This window comes from Methylobacterium sp. FF17 (assembly GCF_025813715.1).
Classification (GTDB): Bacteria; Pseudomonadota; Alphaproteobacteria; order Rhizobiales; family Beijerinckiaceae; genus Methylobacterium; species Methylobacterium flocculans.
This window is the reverse complement of sequence record NZ_CP107532.1, coordinates 5,630,019-5,643,336: the sequence shown is the minus strand read 5'-3', so window position 1 is coordinate 5,643,336 and position 13,318 is coordinate 5,630,019. Positions and strand designations below refer to the sequence as shown.

Here is a 13,318-nt window from a genome sequence, read left to right as displayed (position 1 = left end):
GCGGCATGTGCAACCGGCGGACCCATTCTCGGGTTCCGCCAACCGGAGAGAGCCCCAGTGGACAGGACAGCCAAAGCTGATCTCGTCTCGACGCTCAACGGCGTGTTCGCGAACACGTCCGTGGTCGTCGTGGCCCACTACAAGGGCCTCACGGTCGCCGACATGCAGAAGCTGCGCTCGCAGATGAAGCAGGCCGGTGCCACCGTGAAGGTCACCAAGAACCGCCTCGCCAACATCGCTCTCGATGGCACGGACGTCGCCTCCATCAAGCCCCTCCTGAAGGGTCCGACCCTGCTCGCTTATTCGAGCGATCCGGTCGCGGCCGCCAAGGTTGCGGTGGACTTCGCCAAGGCCAACGACAAGCTCGTGATCCTCGGCGGCGCCATGGGCACGACTGCCCTGAACCCGGACGGTGTGAAGGCCCTCGCCTCGCTCCCGTCCCTCGACGAACTGCGCGCCAAGATCGTGGGCCTTGTCCAGGCTCCCGCGACCAAGATCGCCCAGGTCGTCAACGCACCGGCGGCCAAGCTCGCCCGCGTGTTCGGGGCCTATGCCACCAAGGACGAGGCTCAGAGCGAAGCGGCCTGAGGCCGCATCGCCCTTCTCAACCCATCCGTTCAAACCGATATCTGAAGGAATACAACCATGGCTGATCTCGCCAAGCTCGTCGACGACCTGTCCTCGCTGACCGTTCTCGAGGCCGCCGACCTCGCCAAGATGCTCGAAGAGAAGTGGGGCGTCTCGGCCGCCGCTGCCGTCGCCGTCGCCGCTGGCCCGGCTGCTGGCCCGGCCGCCGCTGCTGAGGAGCAGACCGAGTTCACGGTCATGCTCACCGCTGCCGGCGACAAGAAGATCGAGGTCATCAAGGAGGTCCGCGCGATCACCGGCCTCGGCCTCAAGGAAGCCAAGGACCTCGTTGAGGGCGCCCCGAAGGCCGTCAAGGAGTCTGTCAACAAGGAAGAGGCCGAGAAGCTCAAGGCCCAGCTCGAGAAGGCTGGCGCCAAGGTCGAGCTCAAGTAAGACTCTTCGGTGGGCCGCACCGGTCCATCACTTTCCGTCAGGTCCAACAGGGCCTGACGGCACCGAAGGCCCGCGGGTTCACGCCCGTGGGCCACGGTCGCTTCAGGCGGCCCGACCGGTCCGCGCAAGGACCACGGAATTTTCAGTTCGGGTGGGCGTCGTCCGGCGGGACGGGCCCTTTGCCTGGTCGCGGGAGGCAGACGCCTTCCCCGGGCGCCCGGTACGCGGGACGTAGGAGCGAGGTCACCCATGGCCAACACGCTGGTCGGTCGCAAGCGGATTCGCAAGTTCTTCGGTAAGATCAAGGAAGTCGCCGAGATGCCGAACCTCATCGAGGTTCAGAAGGCGTCGTACGACCAGTTCCTGATGATGGACGAGCCGGAAGGCGGACGGGGCGACGAAGGCCTGCAGACCGTGTTCAAGTCGGTCTTCCCGATCTCGGACTTCTCCTCCACGGCACTCCTCGAGTTCGTGAAGTACACGTTCGAGCAGCCGAAATACGACGTCGACGAGTGCCGCCAGCGCGGCATCACCTTCGCGGCTCCGCTGAAGGTCACGCTGCGTCTCATCGTGTTCGATGTCGATCCGGATACCGGCGCCAAGTCCGTCAAGGACATCAAGGAGCAGGACGTCTACATGGGCGACATGCCCCTGATGACGGAGAACGGCACCTTCATCGTCAACGGCACCGAGCGCGTCATCGTCTCCCAGATGCACCGCTCGCCGGGTGTGTTCTTCGACCACGACAAGGGCAAGACCCACTCCTCGGGCAAGCTCCTGTTCGCTGCCCGCATCATCCCGTATCGCGGCTCCTGGCTCGACGTCGAGTTCGACGCCAAGGACATCGTGCACGTCCGCATCGACCGGAAGCGCAAGCTGCCCGTGACGTCGCTGCTGTTCGCACTCGGCCTCGACGGCGAAGAGATCCTGTCGACCTTCTACAACCGCGTGATCTACGATCGCGACGGCGCCGAATGGCGCGTGCCCTACGATGCCGAGCGCCTGAAGGGCTTCAAGGCGTCCGTCGACCTGATCGACGCCGAGTCCGGCGAGGTCGTGCTCGAGGCCGGCAAGAAGCTGAACGCCCGCAACGCCCGGCAGATCGCCGAGCGCGGCGTCAACTTCCTCAAGGCCACCGACGAGGATCTGATCGGCCAGTACATCGCCGAGGACCTCGTCAATCCGAAGACCGGCGAGATCTGGGCGGAAGCCGGCGATGAGATCTCCGACAAGCTTCTCAAGAGCCTGGAGGATGTCGGCGTCTCGGAGATCCCGGTCCTCGACATCGATCACATCAATGTCGGCCCCTACATCCGTAACACGCTGGCGGTCGATAAGAACTCCGCCCGCGAAGGCGCGCTGTTCGACATCTACCGGGTCATGCGTCCCGGCGAGCCGCCGACGCTCGATACCGCCGAGGCGATGTTCCACTCGCTGTTCTTCGATGCCGAGCGCTACGACCTCTCGGCGGTCGGCCGCGTGAAGATGAACATGCGCCTGGACCTCGACGCCGCCGACACGGTGCGGACCCTGCGTCGCGAGGATATGCTCGCGGTCGTCAAGGCGCTCGTGGACCTGCGCGACGGCAAGGGCGAGATCGACGACATCGATCACCTCGGCAACCGCCGGGTGCGCTCGGTGGGCGAGCTGATGGAGAACCAGTACCGCCTCGGTCTGCTCCGCATGGAGCGTGCCATCAAGGAGCGGATGTCCTCCGTCGACATCGACACCGTGATGCCGCAGGACCTCATCAACGCGAAGCCCGCCGCGGCGGCCGTGCGCGAGTTCTTCGGTTCGTCGCAGCTCTCGCAGTTCATGGACCAGACCAATCCGCTCTCGGAAGTGACGCACAAGCGTCGCCTCTCGGCGCTTGGCCCGGGCGGTCTGACCCGCGAGCGCGCCGGCTTCGAGGTGCGCGACGTGCACCCGACGCACTACGGCCGTATCTGCCCGATTGAGACGCCGGAAGGCCCGAACATCGGCCTGATCAACTCTCTGGCGACCTTCGCCCGCGTGAACAAGTACGGCTTCATCGAGACCCCGTTCCGGCGGGTGAAGGACGGCGTCGTCACCACCGACGTCGCCTACCTGTCCGCCATGGAAGAGGCGAAGTACTACGTCGCGCAGGCCAACGCGCAGATGGATGAGAACTTCAAGCTCATCGAGGATCTCGTGGTCTGCCGCCGCGCCGGCGACGTCATCGTCGTGCCGCCGGATCGCGTCGACCTCATGGACGTGTCGCCGAAGCAGCTCGTCTCGGTCGCGGCCGCGCTCATCCCGTTCCTCGAGAACGACGACGCGAACCGCGCGCTGATGGGCTCGAACATGCAGCGCCAGGCGGTGCCGCTCGTTCGCGCCGACGCGCCCTTCGTCGGCACCGGCATGGAAGCGGTGGTGGCTCGAGACTCCGGCGCGGCCATCGCGGCTCGCCGCACCGGCATCGTCGATCAGGTGGACGCCACCCGTATCGTCATCCGCGCCACGGAAGAGGCCGATGCCAACAAGCCCGGCGTCGACATCTACCGCCTGCAGAAGTTCCAGCGCTCCAACCAGTCGACCTGCATCACGCAGAAGCCGCTGGTGCGCGTCGGCGAGGCCGTGAAGAAGGGCGAGATCATCGCCGACGGTCCCTCGACGGAGTTCGGTGAGCTGGCGCTGGGCCGGAACGTGCTCGTCGCGTTCATGCCGTGGAACGGCTACAACTTCGAGGACTCGATCCTGCTCTCCGAGCGGATCGTGAAGGATGACGTGTTCACCTCGATCCACATCGAGGAGTTCGAGGTGATGGCCCGAGACACCAAGCTCGGTCCGGAAGAAATCACCCGCGACATCCCGAACGTCTCGGAAGAGGCGCTCAAGAACCTCGACGAAGCCGGTATCGTCTATATCGGCGCCGAGGTTCACGCGGGCGACATCCTGTGCGGCAAGATCACGCCGAAGGGCGAGAGCCCGATGACGCCGGAGGAGAAGCTCCTGCGCGCCATCTTCGGTGAGAAGGCGTCCGACGTGCGCGACACCTCGCTCCGGGTTCCCCCGGGCGTGACGGGCACCATCGTCGAAGTCCGGGTGTTCAACCGCCACGGCGTCGACAAGGACGAGCGCGCCCAGGCCATCGAGCGCGAGGAGATCGAGCGCCTCGCCAAGGATCGCGACGACGAGCAGGCGATCCTGGATCGCAACACCTACGCGCGTCTGGCCACCGTCCTGATCGGCCAGGCTCCCATCGCCGGGCCGAAGGGCTTCAAGAAGGAGACCACGCTCAACCGTGAGCTCCTCAGCGAGTACCCGCGTTCGCAGTGGTGGCAGTTCGCCGTCATCGACGACCGTCTCATGACCGAGATGGAAGCGATGCAGAAGCAGTACGACGAGTCGAAGAAGCGCCTCGAGCAGCGCTTCCTCGACAAGGTCGAGAAGCTGCAGCGCGGCGACGAGCTGCCGCCCGGCGTCATGAAGATGGTCAAGGTCTTCGTGGCGGTGAAGCGCAAGATCCAGCCCGGCGACAAGATGGCCGGCCGTCACGGCAACAAGGGTGTCGTCTCGCGGATCGTGCCGATCGAGGACATGCCGTTCCTGGAGGACGGGACGCATGCCGACATCGTGCTCAACCCGCTCGGCGTGCCCTCGCGCATGAACGTCGGCCAGATCCTCGAGACGCACCTCGGCTGGGCCGCGGCCGGGCTCGGCCGCAAGGTCGGCCAGGCGGTGGATGCTTACCTGCGCAACCAGGATATCGAGCCCCTCCGGGACGAGATGAAGGCGATCTACTCGCCGTCCGAGCTCGAAGGCCTGTCCGACGACGAGCTGGCCGAGGCCGCCAACAACGTGCGCCGCGGCGTACCGATGGCGACCCCGGTGTTCAACGGCGCCAAGGAAGCCGACATCGAGCAGATGCTGGAGATGGCCGGTCTCGACCGGTCAGCCCAGTCGACGCTCTATGACGGCCGCACGGGCGAGCCCTTCGATCGCAAGGTGACGATGGGCTACATCTACATGCTGAAGCTGCACCACCTCGTGGACGACAAGATCCACGCCCGGTCGATCGGCCCGTACTCCCTGGTCACCCAGCAGCCGCTGGGTGGAAAGGCGCAGTTCGGCGGTCAGCGCTTCGGCGAGATGGAGGTCTGGGCGCTCGAAGCCTACGGCGCCGCGTACACGCTGCAGGAGATGCTCACGGTCAAGTCGGACGACGTCGCCGGCCGCACCAAGGTCTACGAGGCCATCGTGCGCGGCGACGACACCTTCGAAGCCGGCATCCCCGAGTCGTTCAACGTGCTCGTCAAGGAAATGCGCTCGCTCGGTCTCAACGTCGAGCTCACCTCCTCGAAGAAGAACGCAAACGACCAGATCGAGCCGCCCGCCGAGGCGGCCGAATAACCACCGCGCACGCTCCCGCGCCGGGTTCACCCCCGGCGCGGTCGGAGCGGGGAGGGGCAGCGCCTCCCAGACTACGGTGAGCGACGATCCGGCCGGTCGTTGCACCGCATCCGTTTTCAGCACGCGGTCAGCCCCTCGGCGGAGGGTGCGCCTCGTCAGCAGGAGTAGATCATGAACCAAGAGGTCATGAATCTTTTCAACCAGCAGGCTCAGCCCCAGAGCTTCGACCAGATCAAGATCTCGATCTCGTCGCCCGAGAAGATCCTCTCGTGGTCTTTCGGCGAGATCAAGAAGCCCGAGACGATCAACTATCGCACGTTCAAGCCCGAGCGTGACGGCCTGTTCTGCGCGCGCATCTTCGGACCCATCAAGGATTACGAGTGCTTGTGCGGCAAGTACAAGCGCATGAAGTACAAGGGCGTCATCTGTGAGAAGTGCGGCGTCGAGGTCACCCTCGCGCGCGTCCGGCGCGACCGCATGGGCCATATCGAGCTCGCTGCGCCCGTCGCTCACATCTGGTTCCTGAAGTCGCTGCCGAGCCGCATCGGCCTCCTGCTCGACATGGCGCTGAAGGACCTCGAGCGGATCCTGTACTTCGAGTCCTACTGCGTCATCGAGCCGGGCCTCACCCCCCTCAAGGAGCGTCAGCTCCTGTCGGAGGAGGAGTACCTGCGCGCCCAGGAGGAGTACGGCGAGGACAGCTTCACCGCCATGATCGGCGCCGAGGCCATCCGTCGGATCCTGCAGGAACTCGACCTCGACGGCATCGCGGACGCGCTGCGCGAGGAGATCGCCACCACGACCTCCGAGCTGAAGCCCAAGAAGCTCCTCAAGCGCCTGAAGATCATCGAAGCCTTCCAGATGTCGGGCAACAAGCCCGAGTGGATGATCCTCACCGTGGTGCCGGTGATCCCGCCGGACCTGCGCCCGCTCGTCCCCCTCGACGGCGGCCGCTTCGCCACGTCCGATCTCAATGACCTCTACCGCCGCGTCATCAACCGCAACAACCGTCTGAAGCGGCTGATCGAGCTGCGCGCGCCGGACATCATCATCCGCAACGAGAAGCGCATGCTTCAGGAGGCGGTGGATGCGCTGTTCGATAACGGCCGTCGCGGTCGCGTCATCACGGGTGCCAACAAGCGTCCGTTGAAGTCGCTCGCCGACATGCTGAAGGGCAAGCAGGGCCGCTTCCGCCAGAACCTGCTCGGCAAGCGCGTCGACTATTCCGGCCGCTCGGTCATCGTGGTGGGTCCGGAGCTCAAGCTGCACCAGTGCGGCCTGCCGAAGAAGATGGCGCTCGAGCTGTTCAAGCCCTTCATCTACGCGCGCCTCGACGCCAAGGGTTTCTCGGCCACCGTCAAGCAGGCCAAGAAGCTCGTCGAGAAGGAGAAGCCGGAAGTCTGGGATATCCTGGACGAGGTCATCCGCGAGCATCCCGTCATGCTCAACCGCGCGCCGACGCTGCACCGGCTCGGAATCCAGGCCTTCGAGCCCAAGCTGATCGAGGGCAAGGCGATCCAGCTTCACCCGCTGGTCTGCGCCGCGTTCAACGCCGACTTCGACGGCGACCAGATGGCCGTGCACGTTCCCCTGAGCCTCGAGGCTCAGCTGGAGGCGCGCGTCCTGATGATGTCGACCAACAACATCCTTCACCCGGCCAACGGCCAGCCGATCATCGTGCCTTCTCAGGATATCGTGCTGGGGCTCTACTACCTGTCGATCGTCGCCGAAGGAGCCATCGGCGCCTTCGATCCGACGAACAAGCAGAACCCGATGCAGGGCGTGTTCGGCAACATCGGCGAACTGGAGCACGCGCTGGCGGCCAAGACCGTCAAGCTGCACACCAAGATCCGCTGGCGGTGGAACGGCATCGGGCCGGATGGCGAGCCGCTGACCAAGACCTACGACACCACTCCCGGCCGCGTGATCCTCTCGACCGCCCTGCCGCTGCACAAGAACGTCCCCTACGACGTCGTCAACAAGCTGATGACGAAGAAGGAGATCTCCGCGATGATCGACACCGTCTACCGCCACTGCGGTCAGAAGGAGTCGGTGATCTTCTGTGATCGCATCATGGCGCTCGGCTTCAACCACGCGTTCAAGGCCGGCATCTCGTTCGGCAAGGACGACATGGTCGTGCCAGACAACAAGTGGCCGATCGTGGACGACACCCGCGCGCTGGTGAAGGACTACGAGCAGCAGTACAACGACGGCCTGATCACTCAGGGCGAGAAGTACAACAAGGTGGTGGATGCCTGGGCCAAGTGCTCGGACAAGCTCGCCGCCGAGATGATGCTGCGCATCTCCACCGTGCAGAAGGACGAGCACGGCGCCGACAAGCAGGTCAACTCGATCTACATGATGAGCCATTCCGGCGCCCGTGGTTCGCCGGCCCAGATGAAGCAGCTCGCCGCCATGCGCGGCCTGATGGCGAAGCCCTCGGGCGAGATCATCGAGACGCCGATCATCTCGAACTTCAAGGAAGGCCTCGACGTGCTCGAGTACTTCAACTCGACCCACGGCGCCCGTAAGGGTTTGGCCGATACCGCGCTCAAGACCGCCAATTCCGGTTACCTCACCCGTCGCCTCGTCGACGTGGCGCAGGATGCCGTCATCCGCGAGACCGATTGCGGCACCACCAACGGCATTCGCATGCGCGCCATCGTGGATGCGGGCCAGGTCGTGGCTCCGCTGGCGATCCGTATCCTCGGCCGTGCCACGGCAGAGGATCTGGTGGCCCAGGACGGCACCGTGATCGTGAAGACCAACGAGACAATCGAGGAGAAACACCTGCCCGCCATCCAGGCGGCCGGGATCCAGGAGGTGAAGATCCGCTCGGTGCTCGTCTGCGCCACCAAGAGCGGCGTCTGCGCCACCTGCTACGGGCGCGATCTGGCTCGTGGCACGCCCGTCAACATGGGCGAAGCGGTCGGCGTCATCGCGGCGCAGTCGATCGGCGAGCCGGGCACCCAGCTCACCATGCGCACCTTCCACATCGGTGGTGCGGCCCAGATCGCCGACTCGTCCTTCATCGAGTCGAGCTTCGAGGGCTCGATCAAGATCCGCAACCGGGCGCTCGCCCGGAACTCGGATGGCGATCTCATTGCCACCGGCCGTAACGTCGCCGTCGTGATCGTCGGCTCGGACGGCGCGGAGCGTGCGGTGCACCGCCTGCAATACGGCGCGAAGCTGCGGGTGGACGACGGTGACAAGGTCAAGCGCGGTCAGCGCATCGCCGAATGGGACCCCTACACCCGTCCCATCATCACCGAGACGGACGGTGTGGTCGCCTACGAGGACCTCATCGACGGTCAGTCCATCACCGAGACCACCGACGAGTCGACCGGCATCGCCAAGCGCGTTGTCATCGACTGGCGAGGGACCGCCCGCACCGCCGACCTCAAGCCGGCGATGTTGGTGCTCGATGACGACGGCAAGCCGATGAAGCTGCCGCGTGGCTCGGACGCGCGCTACTTCCTGCCGGTCGACGCCATCATCGGCTACGATCCGGGTGCGAAGGTGAAGGCGGGCGACATCCTCGCGCGTGTCTCCACCGACTCGGCCAAGACCCGCGACATCACCGGCGGTCTGCCGCGAGTGGCGGAGCTGTTCGAGGCCCGTCGTCCGAAGGACGCGGCTATCATCGCGGAGAAGTCGGGCACGATCCAGTTCGGGCGCGACTACAAGAACAAGCGTCGCCTGACGCTGACGCCGCATGACGGTTCGGAGGCGGTCGAGTACCTGATCCCGAAGGGCAAGCACATCCACCTGCAGGACGGGGACGTGGTGGAACTCGGCGACTACATCGTCGACGGGAACCCGGCGCCGCACGACATCCTGGCGATCAAGGGCGTGGAGGAGCTCGCTGCCTACCTCGTCAACGAGATCCAGGAGGTCTACCGCCTCCAGGGCGTGTCGATCAACGACAAGCACATCGAGGTCATCGTCCGGCAGATGCTGCAGAAGGTCGAGATCACCGATGGTGGGGATTCCGACATCCTGACGGGCGATCAGATCGACCGGACGGAGCTGGCGGACATCAACGAGAAGCTGCTTGCCGAGGGCAAGAAGCCCGTCGTGGGCGTCCCCGTGCTGCTCGGCATCACGAAGGCGAGCTTGCAGACGAAGTCGTTCATCTCGGCGGCCTCGTTCCAGGAAACCACCCGCGTCCTCACGGAAGCAGCGGTCAACGGCAAGATCGACTACCTGGAAGGCCTCAAGGAGAACGTCATCGTCGGCTCGCTCATCCCGGCCGGTACAGGCTCCATGGCGGCCGAGATCCGGGCCGTGGCACGCCGCCGCGACAACCTGATCCTTCAGCAGAAGGCCGCCGAAAGCGGGGCCCAGCCCCTCTCCGAGCTGCCGCCAGCGGCCGAGTAAGACGCAGGATCACTGCTCACAGTCAGAAGGGCCGCCCCCGCCGGGCGCCCCTTTTTTGTTGCGTCCTCACCATACGATCCCCACTCGCAGACGCCGGTAACGTCATGATCTCGTAACGAAATGGGTTGACGCAGGGCGAATCCACCTCTATCAGGCCCTCATTGAACGGCTGGCCGTAGGCAGCAAACGATCGCGAGGCCCAGAGCCTCGATCCAGGCTTCCTAGACGCATCCGACTTCAACGAACGAACACGTGTCAGTCCGGCATGATCGCTTGCTTCAATGCAGGTGATCCTCTGCTTGCAACGGCGCGCCAAAGGCTGAGATCAGCCTGGGGCGCGGTTTTGCGTTTCGTCGCACAGCTCTGTGCGATGCCGGGGCCGACCACAACGAGATTTGGATTTCGACGGTCACCGACGGTGACGCGTTTCGAGAGGATTGGCATGCCGACGATCAACCAGCTGATCGCTCAGCCGCGCAAGGCGCAGAAGAGCCGCAACAAGGTGCCGGCGCTCGACGCCTGCCCGCAGAAGCGTGGCGTCTGCACCCGCGTCTATACGACGACCCCGAAGAAGCCGAACTCCGCGCTCCGCAAGGTCGCGAAGGTTCGTCTCACCAACGGCTTCGAGGTCATCGGTTACATCCCGGGCGAGGGTCACAACCTTCAGGAGCACTCCGTGGTGATGATCCGCGGCGGCCGCGTGAAGGATCTTCCCGGCGTGCGCTATCACATCCTTCGCGGCGTGCTCGACACGCAGGGCGTGAAGGGTCGTAAGCAGCGCCGTTCGAAGTACGGCGCCAAGCGCCCGAAGTAAGACTGATATTCGCGCACCCTGTAAGGATGTCGCCGGCCTCGAAGAGGCTCAAGGCGGCCTGCGCAGGGTGGTTTCAAGAAGACCAAGTTTAAGACGGAGCGAGCGATGTCCCGCCGCCATTCTGCCGAGAAGCGTGAGATCATCCCGGACCCGAAGTACGGGGACATCGTGCTCACCAAGTTCATGAATTCGATCATGTACGAGGGCAAGAAGTCCACCGCTGAGCGGATCGTCTACGGCGCCTTCGACATCGTCGAGAACCGCGCCCGCGCGAACCCCATCGAGGTGTTCCGCGCCGCCCTCGACAACGTCGCCCCGGCGATCGAAGTGCGCTCCCGCCGCGTCGGCGGTGCGACCTACCAGGTCCCCGTCGAAGTGCGCACCGAGCGCCGCCAGGCACTTGCCATTCGTTGGCTGATCCAGGCCGCCCGTGGCCGCAACGATCGCACCATGGTCGAGCGCCTGTCCGCCGAGCTGCTCGATGCCGCGAACAATCGCGGAAACGCCGTGAAGAAGCGGGAAGACACCCACCGGATGGCGGAAGCCAACCGCGCCTTCTCGCACTACCGCTGGTAAGCGGACCCGGACCCTTTCAGGAGCAATCCGATGCCCCGCACTCACGCGATCGAGGACTACCGCAACTTCGGCATCATGGCCCACATCGATGCCGGCAAGACCACGACCACCGAGCGGATCCTCTACTACACCGGCAAGTCCCATAAGATCGGCGAAGTCCATGACGGCGCCGCGACGATGGATTGGATGACGCAGGAGCAGGAGCGTGGCATCACGATCACGTCCGCGGCGACCACCTGCTTCTGGCGCGACAAGCGCCTGAACATCATCGACACCCCCGGCCACGTGGATTTCACCATCGAGGTGGAGCGTTCGCTCCGCGTGCTCGACGGCGCCGTCTGCGTGCTCGACGGCAACCAGGGCGTCGAGCCCCAGACCGAGACCGTCTGGCGTCAGGCCGACAAGTACGACGTCCCGCGCGTCGTGTTCGTCAACAAGATGGACAAGATCGGCGCCGACTTCTTCAAGTGCGTCGCCGACATCATCGATCGCGTCGCCGGCAAGCCGGTCTGCCTCCAGCTGCCGATCGGCGCCGAGACGACCTTCAAGGGCGTCATCGACCTGATCAAGATGAAGGCCATCGTCTGGACGTCCGAGAAGCTCGGCGCGGATTTCTCCGAGACCGAGATTCCGGCTGACCTCGCCGACCAAGCTGCGGAGTACCGCATCAAGCTCGTCGAGGCCTGCGTCGAGATGGATGACGACGCGATGGCGGCGTACCTGGACGGCGTCGAGCCGGATCAGGCCACGATGCACCGCCTCGTGCGCACCGCCGTGCAGCGCCGCGCCTTCCATCCCGTGCTCTGCGGCTCGGCCTTCAAGAACAAGGGCGTCCAGCCCCTGCTCGACGCCGTCGTCGACTACCTGCCGTCTCCCGCAGATCGCGGCGAGATCAAGGGCCTCGACTTCAAGACCGAGGAAGAGACCGTCCGTCACCCGGCCGATTCCGATCCTTTCTCCATGCTCGCCTTCAAGATCATGGACGATCCGCACGTCGGCACGATCACGTTCTGCCGCGTCTACTCGGGCAAGATCGAGTCGGGCGCCAACGTGCTCAACTCCTCGCGCGACAAGAAGGAGCGTGTCGGCCGCATGCTTCTCATGCACGCCAACAACCGCGAGGACGTGAAGGAAGCCTTCACGGGCGACATCGTGGCCCTGGCTGGCCTCAAGGAGACCCGCACCGGTGACACCCTGTGCGACCCGAAGGACGCCGTCATCCTCGAAAAGATGGAGTTCCCTGAGCCGGTGATCGAGATCGCCGTCGAGCCGAAGTCGAAGGCCGATCAGGAGAAGCTCGGTATCGCCCTCGCCAAGCTCGCCGCGGAAGATCCGTCGTTCCGGGTCTCCACGGACCAGGAGTCGGGCCAGACCATCCTTCGCGGGATGGGCGAGCTCCACCTCGACATCAAGGTCGACATCCTGCGCCGCACCTACATGGTCGACGCGAATATCGGCCAGCCGCAGGTCGCCTACCGTGAGAAGCTCACGAAGCGCACCGAGATCGACTACACCCACAAGAAGCAGACCGGTGGTACCGGCCAGTTCGCGCGGGTGAAGTTCATCGTGGAGCCCAACGAGCCCGGCAAGGGTTTCGAGTTCTCCTCGAAGATCATCGGCGGCACGGTGCCGAAGGAGTACATCCCGGGCGTCGAGAAGGGCCTCAACTCGGTCCTCGGCGCCGGCATCCTGGCGGGCTTCCCGGTCGTCGACATCAAGGTCGAGCTGATCGACGGCGCCTACCACGACGTCGACTCGTCGGCCCTGGCCTTCGAAATCGCCTCCCGCGCGGCGCTCCGTGAAGCCCTCCAGAAGGGCGGTTCGGTGCTCCTCGAGCCGGTGATGAAGGTCGAAGTCGTCTCGCCGGAGGAATACACCGGTTCGGTAATCGGCGATCTCAACTCCCGCCGTGGCCAGATCCAGGGCCAGGACATGCGCGGCAATGCGAACGTCATCAACGCGATGGTGCCGCTGGCCAACATGTTCGGCTACGTGAACCAGCTCCGGTCCTTTTCGCAGGGCCGCGCGAACTTCACGATGCAGTTCGACCATTACGAAGAGGTGCCGCGCGGCGAGGCCGAGAAGGTCGTCGCCAAGTACGCCTAAGACGGCGGCGCCCTTTGGGGCGCCACCCGCACCGCTTCACTTGCAACA

7 protein-coding genes are annotated in these 13,318 nt (G+C 64.9%); all 7 read left to right on the top strand.

From position 1 onward, the window contains the following. The first annotated feature begins 57 nt into the window (after positions 1–57). The 7 genes from rplJ (at position 58) to fusA (ending at position 13,270) form a co-directional block, all read left to right on the top strand. Positions 58–588, top strand: coding sequence for a 50S ribosomal protein L10 (gene rplJ, locus OF380_RS26820; RefSeq protein WP_238274988.1), 531 nt, complete (start codon positions 58–60; stop codon positions 586–588). 57 nt (positions 589–645) lie between these two features. Beyond that, positions 646–1,020 carry a 50S ribosomal protein L7/L12 gene (rplL, locus tag OF380_RS26815; protein ID WP_056183502.1) on the top strand — a complete coding sequence of 125 codons (375 nt, stop codon included), beginning with the start codon at positions 646–648 and terminating at the stop codon, positions 1,018–1,020. A gap of 249 nt (positions 1,021–1,269) precedes the next feature. Continuing rightward, positions 1,270–5,394 carry a DNA-directed RNA polymerase subunit beta gene (rpoB, locus tag OF380_RS26810; protein WP_264048657.1) on the top strand — a complete coding sequence of 1,375 codons (4,125 nt, stop codon included), beginning with the start codon at positions 1,270–1,272 and terminating at the stop codon, positions 5,392–5,394. Between the two features lie 171 nt (positions 5,395–5,565). Further along, positions 5,566–9,774 carry a DNA-directed RNA polymerase subunit beta' gene (rpoC, locus tag OF380_RS26805; protein WP_264048656.1) on the top strand — a complete coding sequence of 1,403 codons (4,209 nt, stop codon included), beginning with the start codon at positions 5,566–5,568 and terminating at the stop codon, positions 9,772–9,774. A gap of 442 nt (positions 9,775–10,216) precedes the next feature. Beyond that, the gene (gene rpsL / locus OF380_RS26800) at positions 10,217–10,588 is read left to right on the top strand and encodes a 30S ribosomal protein S12 (RefSeq protein ID WP_018044234.1); all 372 of its coding nucleotides are present in this window, start codon (positions 10,217–10,219) and stop codon (positions 10,586–10,588) included. A 105-nt stretch (positions 10,589–10,693) separates the two neighbouring features. Then, complete coding sequence (gene rpsG / locus OF380_RS26795) at positions 10,694–11,164, top strand: 30S ribosomal protein S7 (RefSeq protein ID WP_056183508.1); 471 nt, start codon at positions 10,694–10,696, stop codon at positions 11,162–11,164. A 30-nt stretch (positions 11,165–11,194) separates the two neighbouring features. Next, a complete protein-coding gene (fusA, locus tag OF380_RS26790) occupies positions 11,195–13,270 on the top strand; it encodes an elongation factor G (protein ID WP_056275823.1) in 2,076 nt (691 codons plus the stop codon). Positions 13,271–13,318: the final 48 nt, after the last annotated feature.

Excerpts from the sequence above, each read along its gene's own strand:
- rplL (WP_056183502.1), top strand. The coding sequence starts at position 646 with ATGGCTGATCTCGCCAAGCTCGTCGACGACCTGTCCTCGCTGACCGTT.
- rpoB (WP_264048657.1), top strand. The coding sequence starts at position 1,270 with ATGGCCAACACGCTGGTCGGTCGCAAGCGGATTCGCAAGTTCTTCGGT.
- rpoC (WP_264048656.1), top strand. The coding sequence starts at position 5,566 with ATGAACCAAGAGGTCATGAATCTTTTCAACCAGCAGGCTCAGCCCCAG.
- rpsL (WP_018044234.1), top strand. The coding sequence starts at position 10,217 with ATGCCGACGATCAACCAGCTGATCGCTCAGCCGCGCAAGGCGCAGAAG.
- rpsG (WP_056183508.1), top strand. The coding sequence starts at position 10,694 with ATGTCCCGCCGCCATTCTGCCGAGAAGCGTGAGATCATCCCGGACCCG.
- fusA (WP_056275823.1), top strand. The coding sequence starts at position 11,195 with ATGCCCCGCACTCACGCGATCGAGGACTACCGCAACTTCGGCATCATG.